Origin of the sequence: Mesorhizobium sp. M0968 (genome assembly GCF_040319065.1) — a bacterium.
Lineage (GTDB): Bacteria > Pseudomonadota > Alphaproteobacteria > Rhizobiales > Rhizobiaceae > Mesorhizobium.
The window spans coordinates 409,502-421,711 of sequence record NZ_JAMYNL010000005.1 but is presented as its reverse complement, the minus strand read 5'-3'; the positions used below and the strand labels follow the sequence as shown (position 1 = coordinate 421,711).

Here is a 12,210-nt window from a genome sequence, read left to right as displayed (position 1 = left end):
GTGACGGATCGTCTGGTGCTTCTGGGTTCGAAGGGTGGCCCGGCGCTGCGACCCGGCGGCCCGTGGCCGAGTTCGTCGCTGCTGGAGATTGGCGGCCGCACCATCGTCGTCGATTGCGGGCTGGGCGTAACGCGCGGGCTGACCGATGCCGGCATCAGCCTGAAGGCGCTCGACCTGATCTTCATCACGCATTTGCACTCCGACCATGTTCTGGAACTCGGACCTCTCATCCACACCGCCTGGACCGCCGGCCTGGCGGCGCCCGTCACTTTGTTCGGCCCGCCCGGCATCGGCCATTATTGGCAGCGCTTTTGCCAGGCGATGGAGTTCGACATCGAGATCCGCATCGCCGATGAAGGCAGGCCGGATCTCCGCGACCTGGTCTCGATCGTCGAATTTGGTGAAGGCCAGGTGGCCGAAGAGCGCGGTCTCAAAATATCGGCGCTGCGTGTCGACCACCCGCCGGTGACGGACTGCTTTGCGCTGCGCTTCGATCATGCGGGGCAAGGCATCGTCTTTTCGTCGGATACGGCGTTCTTTCCGCCATTGGCGGATTTCGCCGAGGGCGCCGACATTCTGGTCCACGAGGCCATGCTGGAAGAAGGCGTCGAGCGGCTGGTCGCGAAGACCGGCAACGGCGCAAGGCTGAGGGAACACCTGCTTGCCAGCCATAGCTTTGCCGAAGAGGCGGGCCGCATTGCTAGTGATGCCAAAGTCAAAAGGCTAGTCGTCAACCACCTCATTCCGGCCGACGATCCCGAGATCGGCGAGGCCGACTGGATTGCCGCCGTCAGGAAAACATGGGCCGGCGACTTGACGATCGCCCGCGACGGCCTTGTTGTGGGGCTTGGGGAGTGAAGATGGCCAACGACAAGCTTTCGGAAGAGGTGCGAAAATCCGAGGAGACATCCTGGGCGCAGCTCTCCTTGTTTCTCGACAGGGTGGAAGACCTGCCGTCTTTCGTCCGGTTCCTCGATGCGCTGCGAAACGACCGTGAGGACGCCGACCGTAAGGAGGCGTTGCGGTCGGCAGGACCTGACATCAGCTGGAATGGCTGGGAAAACAATTCGTTAGCCACTTTTCTTGAGTCGGCTGTCGCTTGGGCCGTCACCTGGAGCAAAGACGGTCGGCGCGGCGACCCGGCGTTTCTAGCGGATGAAAATCCTTGGAAAGCCGCGGCCAGAATTATCTATGCCGGCAAATATTACGAATAAACGCCTTGGGAGGAAGCATGAAGCTTGCCACATTGAAGGACGGGACGCGCGACGGAAAGCTCGTCGTCGTCTCGCGCGACCTGACGCGGTTTACCGATGCTTCGTTCCTGGTGCGCACGCTGCAGGCCGCGCTCGACGACTGGCATCGCATCGCCCCGCATCTCGCTGCCATGGCGGAATCGTTGGAAAACAATGCGGTACCGTCCGCCCGCTTTCACGAGCACGACGCCCATTCGCCGCTGCCGCGCGCCTACCAATGGGCCGACGGCTCGGCCTATGTGAACCACGTCGAACTGGTGCGAAAGGCGCGCGGCGTCGAGATGCCGCCAAGCTTCTGGACCGACCCGCTGATCTACCAGGGCGGCTCAGACTCCTTTCTCGCACCGCGCGACCCGATCCGGATGGCCGACGAGGCCTTGGGCATCGATATGGAAGGAGAGGTCGCGGTCATAATCGACGATGTGCCGATGGGCGCAAGCCTCGACGAGGCGAGGGCGGCGATCCGGCTGGTCTTGCTGGTCAACGACGTGACGCTGCGCGGCCTCACCGCACCTGAACTCGCCAAGGGGTTCGGTTTCTTCCAGTCGAAACCGTCATCGGCCTTTTCGCCGGTTGCGGTGACGCCGGACGAGCTGGGCGATGCCTGGGACGGCGGCAAGGTCAGCCTGCCGCTGCTGGTCGATCTCAACGGCAAGCCGTTCGGCCGGGCGAACGCCGGCATCGACATGACCTTCGACTTTCCGGCGCTGATTGTTCACGCCGCAAAAACGCGGCCGCTGGCCGCCGGCACCATTATCGGTTCGGGCACCGTCTCCAACAAGCTCGACGGCGGGCCGGGCAAGCCTGTCTCGGCGGGCGGCGCCGGCTATTCCTGCGTCGCCGAGCTGCGTATGATCGAGACCATCGAAACCGGCGGACCGAAAACGCCGTTCCTGCGCTTTGGTGATAGCGTGCGCATCGAGATGAAGGACCGGGGTGGGCATTCGATCTTCGGCGCCATCGAGCAGAGGGTCGAGAAGTACGGGGGGGCAAGAGAATGACGGGCGAGACATTCTATCTGCTGTGCGGTGTCTGGGCCATTGTCATGCTGGCGATCTTCATCCAGGCGATCCGGCTGAGCTATCGGATCGAGGCGCGCTCGCCCGGCCTGACCAACCGCAGCGGCTTTCCGCGCAAGGCGATGATGTTTCACACCGTCACCAACACGAATGTCGCGCTGGACCAGGAAACGCAAGCCATGCGGCGGCGCATGATCGGGCTGCTGCTGATTGTTTTGGCTGGGTTTGCGCTTCTATGGGCGGGTGTGTCGCTATTCCGGGTCGCGCCGTGAAGTCATGGACCTGCTGTACCATTTCCGGCGCATGGCAGCCAACAATCTGTGGTCCAACGACCGGCTCTACCGCGCCGTGCTGCAGTTTGAGCCCGGCGAATTCGAAGCCGAACGGACGAGCTTCTTTCCGTCGATCAAGGCAACGCTCAATCACATCCTGGCGGTCGATCACCTCTATCTCGATTTTCTCGAAGAGGGCGGCGTCGGCGCCGCCGCCCATGACGATTTTGTGCCGTTCAATGATGCCAAGGCGCTTTTTGTTGCACAGGCAGAGGCCGACCGGCGGCTGATCGCCTTTTGCGACCGCCTGTCGGCGGACGATCTCGAGCGCCGCGTCGTCACCGATCGGCGCGAGGACGGCATGGTACCGGAACGGATCGGCGACCTGCTCGCCCATCTCTTCATCCACGACATCCATCATCGCGGCCAGGTGCACGCGATGCTATCCGGCACCTCGGTGAAACCGCCGCAACTCGACGAGTTCTTGCTCGGCTATGATCTGAAACTCAGGAAAGCGGAGGTTGAGCGGCTGGGCTTGCGAGACCAACTGCTTGGATAATCATGCCAAAGCCACATCGTAACGAGCGAAATGCGGGTCGGATGTCAGGATGGTGAGGTTCTCCACTTGCGCCTGCGCAATCAGAAGTCTGTCGAACGGATCACCATGATGGTGGGGTAGGCCGCCGACGGCGTTCGCGTGCTGGAAGGTTACGGCGAGCGGCTGAAATTGCATCCTTGGAAGCAGCGCTGGCAGATCGTCCGGCGCATTAAGTTTTCTGATCGAACGTTTGATGGCAATTTCCCAGACGCTTGCCGCGCTCGCGAACACCACCGCGTCCGAAGCCAGAATGACGCGGTGGTGCTCGCTAAGACGTCGATCGTCCGAAATCGACCAGAGGATGATGTGTGTGTCGGCGAGAAACGGGCCGACCGTCATTTCACGTACTCATCCCACTCGGGACCGAGTTCATCAAAATCGTCCGCAATCCAGATCTTGCCCTTCAACGCGCCTATACGCGGCAGGGGTTCGGCCACTGCCGGAGGTACGATACGCGCCGCCGCCTTGCCGTGGCGTGTGAGCACGATCTCCTCGCCGGCTTCCGCGCGGCTGACGAGTTCCGACAATTTGGCCTTGGCTTCGGCAATTGAAACATTCATGGTCAGACCTCTTATGACCAGAATTTAGGTCATAATTGATCAAACCACAAGGCACCTCGGCCGAGTTGGCTACGCTGCCTTGCCGTCCACCTTCAGCACGCCGCGCTTGATCTGGTCCTGCTCGATCGATTCGAACAAGGCGCGGAAATTGCCCTCGCCAAAGCCTTCGTCGCCCTTCCTCTGGATGAACTCGAAGAAGATCGGGCCGATCACTGTCCTGGAAAAGATCTGCAGCAGGATCTTGGTCGTGCCGCCGTCGACGACGCCTTCGCCGTCGATCAGGATACCGTGCTTCTTCATGCGCTCGATCGGCTCTTCATGGCCGTTCACGCGGGCATAAGACATGTCGTAATAGGTCTCCGGCGGGCCCGGCATGAACTTCAGGCCGTTGGCGGCGAGCCTGTCGGTGCCGCCGTAGATGTCGTCGGTGCCGACGGCGATGTGCTGGATGCCCTCGCCATTATACTTCTTCAGATATTCGGCGATCTGGCTGGTCTCGTCCTTGGACTCGTTGAGCGGAATGCGGATCTTGCCGCAGGGCGAGGTGATGGCGCGGCTGACCAGGCCGGTGATCTTGCCGTCGATGTCGAAGAAATGGATCTGTTTGAAGCCGAACAGGTCGCGATAGAAATCCCACCATTTGTCCATCTGGCCGCGATAGACATTGTGGGTGAGGTGGTCGAGGTAATAGAAGCCGACGCCTTCCGGCTTCGGGTCACGCTCGCCCAGCCAGTCGAACTCGGCATCATAGGCCGAGCCCTTCTCGCCGTAGGTTTCGATGAAATAGAGCAGAGACCCGCCGATACCGACGATCGCCGGCACATCGAGCGTCTTGTCGTTGCCTTCATAGGGCGTCGCGCCCTTGGCCACCGCGTGATCGAAGGCATGCCTTGCATCGACCACCCGCCACGCCATCGAGGCGGCGCAAGGGCCGTGCTTGTCGACGAATTTCATGGCATGCGAGCCGGGTTCGGCATTGACGACATAGTTGATGTCGCCCTGCCGCCAGACGGTGATGTCCTTGCTGCGGTGCTTGGCCACCGGCACATAGCCCATGCGGGTGAACAACTCGGCGAGCTTTTCCGGCTTGGCATGCGCGAATTCGACGAACTCGAAGCCGTCGGTACCGGCGGGATTGGTTTTGCTGATCGTGGCGGGCGGTGCGTCGTGCGGGAAGGGACCCATGGCAGTGTCCTCCAAAGCTGTTGTTGGCCGGGAAAAGCCATCTCAACACAATGATAACGCGGACGCGGTGCATGGTGCTTGCATTCAAACGCTTGAAATGATCAGATAATGCGTGAATTGTGCATATGTTTGGAAAAATCCATGGATGACGCGCGCATCGACCGGTTTGACCGCAAGGTAATGGCTCTGCTGCAGGGCGATGCACGGCTGACCAACAACGATCTGTCGGAACGGGTGAACCTGTCGGCGTCGCAATGCTCGCGTCGTCGCCAGCGGCTGGAGGAGGACGGCTATATCAAGGGCTACCGGGCGGTGCTCGACCGCGACAAGCTCGGTTTTTCCCTGGTCAATGTCATCTCGGTGACGCTCGCCACCCACAACCGCGACAATGCGCGGCGCTTCGGCGAATTGGTGGCGCGGCTGCCGCAAGTGCAGGAAGCGCACGCGCTGACCGGCGAGATGGATTATATATTGAAAGTGGTGACGCCCGATCTCAAATCATTGTCGGAGTTCGTCAACGGCGTGCTGCTGCCGCACGAATCGGTGCAGCATGTGAAGACGGCGATCGTGCTGGAGACGCTGAAGGAAACCGGCGCGCTGCCGATTTGAGCGGCGTTCGCTGTCAATTTGATGTCTGCATTCGAAAGGTCTATGACAAAGCTGAACAACCAAGTTGTGGTCGTCCATGTCTAACTTTCAGCTTGCCGGGATTGCTCTCTTTTTTGTTGGACTGGTGCCGTGCACGATCGGCGGCCTGATCCACCTCGCAAATCATCCCAAGAATTGGGATTCACTTCTCCTAAATACCAATTGGTCCTGGAGGCCTAGAGCTCGCGTATGGGATCTCAAAGCTTATGACTGGAGCATGTTCACCTATTCGAAGTCGCGCTGGTGGTGTCTCACCGGCTACCCAATCGGCCTCGCGGGCTTCGTCCTGCTGGTGATCAGCACGTTTCCGCTTGGCTTTCTCGCGCTATTCGTCGCTCTCAGCGTGGTTTTCTTCGGTGTGCTCAGTCTGGTCGGCGAGCAGCGCCCGTAGCACACACGCTCATCCCGGCGAGTGGGCCTCTCACCCCTTCGACTGCTTGATCAGCCCATAGAGATTGGTGCAGCGGGCGCCGGAGCGGCAATAGGCGAAGACCGGGCTTTCGAGTTCGTCAAGCGCCTCGGCCTGGTCTTCGACATTCTCGGCCGTGATCTGGCCGCTGATGACAGGGATGTAGCGGAAGGCGAGCCCGGCGCCCTCGACCGCCGCTTTGACGGTGTCGGCCGATGGCTGGCCGGGCTGCTCGTCGTCCGGCCGGTTGCAGATCACGCTCTTGAAGCCGGCGGCCTTGATGGTCGCGACATCTTCGGGCTGGATCTGGCCGGAGACCGAATAGTCCTCGCTGATCTGACGGTATTCCATGGCTGGGGTCCTCACAATCTGGCTAGCGGCAGTCTTGCCACTCCCGGACCCGGTCGGCAACCGCCGTTAGATAGAAATCCGGCCGGGCAATTTCAGCCCGACCGGATGGAGTGACTAGACAGCTCAGCTGCCGAGGATCGCGCCTTTGATCTGGGCGATGTTATTGTGCATCAGGTCGATATAGGTCGCGGCCGGGCCGTCGGGCTGCGACAGCGCATCGGAATAGAGCGTGCCGCCCACCTTGATGCCGGTCTCGCTGGCGATCTGCTCGATCAGCCGCGGGTTGGTGATGTTCTCGACGAAGATCGCCGCCGCCTTGTCCTGCTTCACCTGGCTGACCAGCTTGGCGACGTCGGCGGCGGAGGGCTCCGACTCGGTCGACACGCCTTCCGGGGCCAGGAACGTCAAGCCGTAGGCCTGCTCGAAATAGCCGAAGGCGTCATGCGAGGTGATGACGACGCGCTTCTCCTGCGGGATCGACTGGATCGCCGCCTGCACTTCGCCCTCAAGCGCCTCGAGCTTTTGCGTATAGGCGGCTGCATTGGCCTTGTAGCTGTCGCAACCCGCAGCGTCGGCCGTGCAAAAGGCGTCGGCGATGTTCTTCACATAGATCTTGGCATTGGCGATCGACTGGAAGGCATGCGGATCGGTGACCGTCTTGCCGCCATCGGTTTCTGCGCCTTCGGCGGCATCGGCCTCGGCGAATTCGGGTTTGAAATTGATCGGCGTGACCCCCTTGGTCAGCACGGCAATCGAAGCCTTGGTGGCGCTGGCGTCGACCAGGCGCTGCAGAAAACCTTCGAAATGCAGGCCGTTGACCAGCACGATGTCGGCCTTGGCCATCGCCACAGCATCGGCGGGGCTCGGCTCGTAGACGTGGGCGTCGCCGTCCGGCCCGACGATGGTGGTCAGATCGATGCGGTCGCCGCCGACATTCTTGGCGAAATCGGCGATGATCGTGAAGCTGGCAACCACTTTCAACGGCTCTGCAAAGGCCGAAGATGCGCCAAAGGCGGTTAATGTTATAACGCTCACGGCCAAAGCGGCGCGGATCGATTTCAGCATGGACAGTTTCTCCTTGTTGGGATCAGGCAGTTCTGTGGCGGTGATGGACGATGCGGGCGCGCAGGATGCCGCGCGTGCCGAACAGGATCGAGGCGAAATAGACGACGCCGGCGGACAGGATGATGGCCGGGCCGGACGGCAATGACGCATGGTAGGACAACAGCAGCCCGGCAATACAGGAGGCAAAGCCGATTACTGTGGCCAGCACGCACATCGGCTCGACGCGCGAGGTCCAGAAGCGGGCCGCCGCTGCCGGCAGCATCATCAGCCCGACCGACAGCAAGGTGCCGAGCGCCTGGAAGCCGCCGACGAGGTTGAGCACGACGAGGCCGAGAAAGATGAAATGCACCGGGCTGCCCATCCGGCTGACCGAGCGCAGGAACAAAGGGTCGAGGCATTCGGCGACCAGCGCCCGCCAGAAGATGGCGAGGCTGACCAGCGTCACCACAACGATGCCGCCGATCAGCGTCAGCGCCTCGTTGTTGAGCGCCAGCACGGTGCCGAAGAGCACATGCATGAGATCGACGCTGGAGCCGCGGATCGACACTATGAGCACGCCGATGGCCAGCGAAATCAGATAGAAGGCCGCCATCGAGGCGTCCTCGCGCTGGATGGTGAAGCGCGAGACGGCGCCGGCGCCGAGCGCCACGATGATGCCGGCGATCAGTCCGCCGATGGTCATCGGCAGGATCTCCAGGCCATAGAACAGGAAGCCGGCGGCGGCACCCGGCAGGATGGCATGCGCCATGGCATCGCCGGACAGGCTCATGCGCCGCAGCATCAGGAACACGCCGACCGGGCAGGCGCCGAGCGACAGCATCATCGAACCGGCAAGCGCCCGCTGCATGAAGGCGTAGTCGGCGAAAGGAGCGACGAACAGACCGTAAAGCACCTCCATCATGCCGCCCTCGGCCCGGAGCCGTGATAATGGTCGTGGTCATGGCCGTGCTCGTGGCCACTGTGTTCGTGATCATGCTCGCCGGGCTCACACCATGGCGCGTTGTCCTCCCAGGCTTCGTGGAAGCGGCGCGCGCGCAACAGATTCTCAGGCCGCAGCGTCTCTTTGGTCTCGCCCCAGGCGATCGGCTGGCGCGCCAGGAGCAGTGTTTCGGGGAAATTCTGCCGCACCAGATCGAGATCGTGGACCACAACCATGATCGTGCGTTCCTCGCCGTGCCAGCGCTTGATCAGCGCGATCAGGTCGCCGACCGTCTTGGCATCGACGGCGTTGAACGGCTCGTCGAGCAGGATGAGCTCGGCATCCTGCAACAGCACGCGGGCAAACAGCGTGCGCTGCAGCTGGCCGCCCGACAGTGTGTCGATCGGGCGCTTCTCGAAGCCGCCGAGGCCGACGGCCATCAGCGCCTTGCTGACCGAGTCGCGGTCTTCCCTCGTATAACGGCCGAGCATGCCGCGCCGCGGCCACAGGCCAAGCGAAACCAGGTCGACGACCCGGGCCGGAAAGGAGCGGTCGAGCTCCGATTGCTGCGGCAGATAGGCGGCGCGTACGCCGGGCGCCCGGATCACCGTGCCGGCCATCGGCTTCAGGACGCCGACAATGCCCTTCATCAGCGTCGACTTGCCGGAGCCGTTGGCGCCGACGACCGCCGTCAGCGATCCCTTGCGGATTGTACCATTGAGGTGGTGGACCGCAGGATGGCTATTGTAGCCCAGCGTCAGGTCGCGGAAGGTCAGGCAGGTTTGGCTCATGTGACGATCCATGGGGCGATGATCGGTGCTGCAGGGGCGGATTCGATATGTGATGTTATTACATTAGTCAACAAGCCAATCGGGCGGAATTGCGGCCGGGCCGTCTTGTTGTGTGCTTTGGCTTGGCTCAAGAAGTTCCACTCGAGCGGCCTTGCCCCCGGCGAACCCGGCCCCTAAACAGGCGCAGCGACAAGAGGAGAAGGAATATCCAATGAGCATTCGTCGTATCGATGTAGGCCCGCGCATGAGCCAGATCGTCATCCACGGCAACACCGTCTATCTGGCCGGTCAGGTCGGCAAGCCGGGCGGAAACGTCGGTGCCCAGACCAGGGACATTCTGGCGGCGATCGACGAATTGCTGGCCAAGGCCGGCACCGACAAGACCAAGATCCTGCAGGCGATCATCTGGCTGGCCGACATGAGCACCTTTGCCGAGATGAACGCGGAGTGGGACAAATGGGTACCGCAAGGCAACACGCCGGCCCGCGCCACCGGCGAAGCCAAGCTTGCCGGACCGGAATATCTGGTCGAGATTATTGTTACCGCGGCGATTTGAGGCGCGGCTCCTAACCCTCCCCCTCAAGGGGAGGGTCGGCGAGTAGTCGGAGCGAAGCGGAGACTGCGAGACTGGGTGGGGTCGGCGAGGTTGCACCGACCCCAACCCGCGTCACAAATGCCGCCATGCGGCAATTTGCTCCGCGACCCCTCCCCTTGAGGGGCAGGGCTATCGCAGATGGAAAGCCGAGGCTTTCGCTCTACGACGTACCCCCACCCCTAGCCCCTCCCCACAAGGGGGAGGGAGACTTTCGTTGGCGCTGACCTCGGCAAATTGCCTGCCTTTCGGCGCCAAAAGGGGAAGTAAGGGCGGGCGGCAGCGTTCCCTCCCCCTTCTGGGGAGGGTTAGGGTGGGGGTCCATCTTCGTAAGAATCCAAATGCGATTGCCCTGCCTTGAGGGGGAGGGTTACCCCCTTGACGGCGTGAACCGCGCCACCAGCGTGTGGTTCTCTGCCGCATAGGTGAAGCGGACATGGGTGACGGGGTGCTCGGCGCTCCATGTCCGCCGCTCGATCACCAGACACGGCGCACCGGTCTCGATGTCGAGCGCCGCCGCGATGTGCTTTTCGGCGGCAACGGCGCGAATCCGATGCTCGGCGGCACTCCACGGCACGCGCCCGATCAGCCACGGACCGGGCGCCGTGTCGAAAAACGCCTCTTCGGCAGCCTCCGGCACGGCGGCCAGGTTGATCAGCCGCTGCTCGTGGGCGAACGGCCGCTTGCCGGCGAAATGCCGGCATTCCAGCACCAGCACGGGCCCGGCGACGTCGAGTTCCAGCAGGGCGCGGTCGTCGGCGCTGCTGCGCCTTCTGTTTCGCGCCATGCGCTCGTAGCGGTAGGGCAGGCCAAGTGCCTCGACCTCGATCCGGATGTCGTGGATTTCGAGAACGGCTGCCTGCGACTGCGGCTGGCGGACAAAACTGCCCGAGCGACGCCGGCGCTCGATCAGCCCGGCCTTGGCCAGTTGCGACAGGGCCTTGTTCACTGTCATGCGCGAACATCTGTATTCGGCCGTCAGTTCATGCTCGAACGGGATGCGGTGGCCGGGCGCCCAGGCACCCGACAGGATCCGTTCGCTGATGTCCGACAGGATGCGCTGGTGCAGCGAAAGAACCTCGCCGCCGTCCGCGCTTCCGGAATCCGCGCTTATTGTCCCGATTATGCTCATGCCGAAAGCGCCGTCATCACCTTGCGGAAGCGCTCGGCGATGGCATCGCGCCTGGCATGCATGCCGCCGCTGACCAGTTTCTTGCCATGCACCCAGACGCAATCGACCTTGGTGCCGTTGGCAAAAATCCAGGCATCAAGGATTGCATCGCCCGTCTTGCCGGCCAGCGATGGATGCTTGCCGTCGAGCGAGACGAAATCGGCCGAGGCACCTGCTGCGATCTGCGAGAGGCCGGCGCCCAGCGCGGCACTGCCACCATCGAGCGCGGCATCGAACAAAGCACGGCCGGTCGAGCCGCCGGCCACCGCCAGCACGTTGCGGGCGCGGTGGGCGAGGCGCTGCGAATATTCGAGCTGCCGCAACTCGTCCGGCAGGCCGATCAGTACGTTTGAATCCGAGCCGATGCCGAAGCGGCCGCCATGCTGCATGAACAAGGACGCGGCAAAGGTGCCGTCGCCGAGATTGGCCTCGGTGATCGGACAGAGGCCGGCAACGGCGCCGCTTTTCGCCAAATCGGTCGTCTCGGTCTCGGTCATGTGGGTGGCGTGGATGAGGCACCAGCGCTGGTCGACCTTGGCGTTGGCAAGCAGCCATTCGACCGGCCGCGCGCCGGACCAGGCAAGGCAGTCCTCGACCTCCTTCATCTGCTCGGCGATGTGGATGTGGATCGGCCCCTCCGGCACCATCACCGTGATGTTTTCCAGTTCCTCCGGTGTCACGGCACGCAGGCTGTGCGGGGCAACGCCGACGACGCCTTGATTCAGCGCGAGAATGGATTCGCGGCATTTCTCAACAAGCCGCGAGAACTGGTTCACATTGTTGATGAACCGGCGCTGGCCTTCATTTGGTGCAGCGCCGCCGAAAGAGGAATGCGCGTAGAAGACGGGCAGCAAAGTCAGCCCGATGCCTGTCTCGGACGCTGCGGCAACGATGCGCTGCGCCATCTCGGCGATGTCAGCATAGGGCCGGCCGTCACGGTCGTGGTGGAGATAGTGAAACTCGCCGACGCGCGAGAACCCGGCCTCCAGCATCTCGACATAGAGCTGGGCCGCGACCGCCTCGACCTGGTCCGGCGTCATCGACAGCGCGAAACGGTACATCACTTCGCGCCAGCTCCAGAAACTATCGGCGGAAGGGCCGCGCAATTCAGCAAGGCCGGCCATGCCGCGCTGGAAGGCATGGCTATGCAGGTTCGGCATCCCGGACAAAAGGATGGCACGGCGCTCGTCGCCAGGCAGGAGCGAGGTATTCGCCTCGACCGTGGCGATCCTGCCGTCCGAGATGACGATCCGCACATTGCCGTACCAGCCGTCGGGCAGAAGCGCCTGTTCCGCAAAGATTGCCGTCACGTTTTTCTCCAAATCCCGGTCTGCCGTGCGATGATAGCGCTTGCAGTGCCTTTTCATATGTATATAC

Annotated in this window: 17 protein-coding genes; 8 read left to right on the top strand and 9 right to left on the bottom strand. The window is 62.5% G+C overall.

What is annotated here, in order from left to right; genetic code table 11:
• From NKH67_RS12505 to NKH67_RS12485, 5 genes are read left to right on the top strand one after another with little or no spacing between them, the layout of a single operon-like run.
• Window positions 1-858 carry an MBL fold metallo-hydrolase gene (locus NKH67_RS12505; protein ID WP_352501451.1) on the top strand — a complete coding sequence of 286 codons (858 nt, stop codon included), beginning with the start codon at window positions 1-3 and terminating at the stop codon, window positions 856-858.
• Between the two features lie 2 nt (window positions 859-860).
• Window positions 861-1,214, top strand: a complete 354-nt coding sequence (locus NKH67_RS12500) for a DUF7660 family protein (RefSeq protein WP_352501452.1) — start codon at window positions 861-863, stop codon at window positions 1,212-1,214.
• Between the two features lie 17 nt (window positions 1,215-1,231).
• On the top strand, window positions 1,232-2,254 hold the full coding sequence (locus tag NKH67_RS12495) for a fumarylacetoacetate hydrolase family protein (protein WP_352501453.1): 1,023 nt from the start codon (window positions 1,232-1,234) through the stop codon (window positions 2,252-2,254).
• Window positions 2,251-2,544: a hypothetical protein gene (locus NKH67_RS12490; protein WP_352501454.1), complete on the top strand. Its 294-nt coding sequence runs from the start codon at window positions 2,251-2,253 to the stop codon at window positions 2,542-2,544. The genes NKH67_RS12495 and NKH67_RS12490 overlap by 4 nt, the downstream gene beginning before the upstream one ends.
• Window positions 2,545-2,548: 4 nt before the next feature.
• Window positions 2,549-3,103 carry a DinB family protein gene (locus tag NKH67_RS12485; protein ID WP_352501455.1) on the top strand — a complete coding sequence of 185 codons (555 nt, stop codon included), beginning with the start codon at window positions 2,549-2,551 and terminating at the stop codon, window positions 3,101-3,103.
• On the opposite strand, the gene NKH67_RS12480 is transcribed toward NKH67_RS12485, so the two are convergent.
• The 3 genes from NKH67_RS12480 to hppD form a co-directional block, all read right to left on the bottom strand.
• Entirely contained in the window at window positions 3,104-3,481 is a 378-nt protein-coding gene (locus NKH67_RS12480) for a type II toxin-antitoxin system VapC family toxin (RefSeq protein ID WP_352501456.1), read from the bottom strand. It lies immediately after the preceding gene.
• Window positions 3,478-3,702, bottom strand: a complete 225-nt coding sequence (locus NKH67_RS12475; RefSeq protein ID WP_352473643.1) for a type II toxin-antitoxin system Phd/YefM family antitoxin — start codon at window positions 3,700-3,702, stop codon at window positions 3,478-3,480. The genes NKH67_RS12480 and NKH67_RS12475 overlap by 4 nt, the downstream gene beginning before the upstream one ends.
• A 69-nt stretch (window positions 3,703-3,771) precedes the next feature.
• Window positions 3,772-4,887 carry a 4-hydroxyphenylpyruvate dioxygenase gene (gene hppD, locus NKH67_RS12470; protein ID WP_352542358.1) on the bottom strand — a complete coding sequence of 372 codons (1,116 nt, stop codon included), beginning with the start codon at window positions 4,885-4,887 and terminating at the stop codon, window positions 3,772-3,774.
• A 141-nt stretch (window positions 4,888-5,028) separates the two neighbouring features.
• Between hppD and NKH67_RS12465 the strand changes: the two genes are divergently transcribed.
• Window positions 5,029-5,496 carry an Lrp/AsnC family transcriptional regulator gene (locus tag NKH67_RS12465; RefSeq protein WP_352501458.1) on the top strand — a complete coding sequence of 156 codons (468 nt, stop codon included), beginning with the start codon at window positions 5,029-5,031 and terminating at the stop codon, window positions 5,494-5,496.
• A gap of 256 nt (window positions 5,497-5,752) precedes the next feature.
• On the top strand, window positions 5,753-5,926 hold the full coding sequence (locus NKH67_RS12460; RefSeq protein WP_352501459.1) for a hypothetical protein: 174 nt from the start codon (window positions 5,753-5,755) through the stop codon (window positions 5,924-5,926).
• Window positions 5,927-5,956: 30 nt separating this feature from the next.
• Here NKH67_RS12460 and NKH67_RS12455 read toward each other — a convergent pair whose 3' ends face one another.
• From NKH67_RS12455 to aztA, 4 genes are all read right to left on the bottom strand, one after another.
• Complete coding sequence (locus NKH67_RS12455) at window positions 5,957-6,295, bottom strand: protein tyrosine phosphatase family protein (RefSeq protein ID WP_352473646.1); 339 nt, start codon at window positions 6,293-6,295, stop codon at window positions 5,957-5,959.
• 123 nt (window positions 6,296-6,418) lie between these two features.
• Window positions 6,419-7,360: a zinc ABC transporter substrate-binding protein AztC gene (aztC, locus tag NKH67_RS12450; protein ID WP_352501460.1), complete on the bottom strand. Its 942-nt coding sequence runs from the start codon at window positions 7,358-7,360 to the stop codon at window positions 6,419-6,421.
• 22 nt (window positions 7,361-7,382) lie between these two features.
• Window positions 7,383-8,258 carry a zinc ABC transporter permease AztB gene (gene aztB / locus NKH67_RS12445; protein ID WP_352501675.1) on the bottom strand — a complete coding sequence of 292 codons (876 nt, stop codon included), beginning with the start codon at window positions 8,256-8,258 and terminating at the stop codon, window positions 7,383-7,385.
• Window positions 8,258-9,070: a zinc ABC transporter ATP-binding protein AztA gene (gene aztA, locus NKH67_RS12440; protein ID WP_352501461.1), complete on the bottom strand. Its 813-nt coding sequence runs from the start codon at window positions 9,068-9,070 to the stop codon at window positions 8,258-8,260. The genes aztB and aztA overlap by 1 nt, the downstream gene beginning before the upstream one ends.
• A 211-nt stretch (window positions 9,071-9,281) precedes the next feature.
• On the opposite strand from aztA, the gene NKH67_RS12435 reads away from it, so the two are divergent.
• Window positions 9,282-9,626: a RidA family protein gene (locus NKH67_RS12435; protein ID WP_023674415.1), complete on the top strand. Its 345-nt coding sequence runs from the start codon at window positions 9,282-9,284 to the stop codon at window positions 9,624-9,626.
• 406 nt (window positions 9,627-10,032) lie between these two features.
• On the opposite strand, the gene hutC is transcribed toward NKH67_RS12435, so the two are convergent.
• Both hutC and NKH67_RS12425 read right to left on the bottom strand, forming a co-directional pair.
• Window positions 10,033-10,794 carry a histidine utilization transcriptional repressor HutC gene (gene hutC / locus NKH67_RS12430; protein WP_352501462.1) on the bottom strand — a complete coding sequence of 254 codons (762 nt, stop codon included), beginning with the start codon at window positions 10,792-10,794 and terminating at the stop codon, window positions 10,033-10,035.
• Complete coding sequence (locus NKH67_RS12425) at window positions 10,791-12,143, bottom strand: formimidoylglutamate deiminase (RefSeq protein WP_352501463.1); 1,353 nt, start codon at window positions 12,141-12,143, stop codon at window positions 10,791-10,793. Before NKH67_RS12425 ends, hutC begins: the two co-directional genes overlap by 4 nt.
• Window positions 12,144-12,210 lie beyond the last annotated feature (67 nt).

What these genes read in the sequence shown, in the direction of transcription:
- NKH67_RS12500 (WP_352501452.1), top strand. Translation starts at nt 861, where the DNA reads ATGGCCAACGACAAGCTTTCGGAAGAGGTGCGAAAATCCGAGGAGACA.
- NKH67_RS12495 (WP_352501453.1), top strand. Translation starts at nt 1,232, where the DNA reads ATGAAGCTTGCCACATTGAAGGACGGGACGCGCGACGGAAAGCTCGTC.
- NKH67_RS12490 (WP_352501454.1), top strand. Translation starts at nt 2,251, where the DNA reads ATGACGGGCGAGACATTCTATCTGCTGTGCGGTGTCTGGGCCATTGTC.
- NKH67_RS12485 (WP_352501455.1), top strand. Translation starts at nt 2,549, where the DNA reads ATGGACCTGCTGTACCATTTCCGGCGCATGGCAGCCAACAATCTGTGG.
- NKH67_RS12480 (WP_352501456.1), bottom strand. Translation starts at nt 3,481, where the DNA reads ATGACGGTCGGCCCGTTTCTCGCCGACACACACATCATCCTCTGGTCG.
- NKH67_RS12475 (WP_352473643.1), bottom strand. Translation starts at nt 3,702, where the DNA reads ATGAATGTTTCAATTGCCGAAGCCAAGGCCAAATTGTCGGAACTCGTC.
- hppD (WP_352542358.1), bottom strand. Translation starts at nt 4,887, where the DNA reads ATGGGTCCCTTCCCGCACGACGCACCGCCCGCCACGATCAGCAAAACC.
- NKH67_RS12465 (WP_352501458.1), top strand. Translation starts at nt 5,029, where the DNA reads ATGGATGACGCGCGCATCGACCGGTTTGACCGCAAGGTAATGGCTCTG.
- NKH67_RS12460 (WP_352501459.1), top strand. Translation starts at nt 5,753, where the DNA reads ATGTTCACCTATTCGAAGTCGCGCTGGTGGTGTCTCACCGGCTACCCA.
- NKH67_RS12455 (WP_352473646.1), bottom strand. Translation starts at nt 6,295, where the DNA reads ATGGAATACCGTCAGATCAGCGAGGACTATTCGGTCTCCGGCCAGATC.
- aztC (WP_352501460.1), bottom strand. Translation starts at nt 7,360, where the DNA reads ATGCTGAAATCGATCCGCGCCGCTTTGGCCGTGAGCGTTATAACATTA.
- aztB (WP_352501675.1), bottom strand. Translation starts at nt 8,258, where the DNA reads ATGGAGGTGCTTTACGGTCTGTTCGTCGCTCCTTTCGCCGACTACGCC.
- aztA (WP_352501461.1), bottom strand. Translation starts at nt 9,070, where the DNA reads ATGAGCCAAACCTGCCTGACCTTCCGCGACCTGACGCTGGGCTACAAT.
- NKH67_RS12435 (WP_023674415.1), top strand. Translation starts at nt 9,282, where the DNA reads ATGAGCATTCGTCGTATCGATGTAGGCCCGCGCATGAGCCAGATCGTC.
- hutC (WP_352501462.1), bottom strand. Translation starts at nt 10,794, where the DNA reads ATGAGCATAATCGGGACAATAAGCGCGGATTCCGGAAGCGCGGACGGC.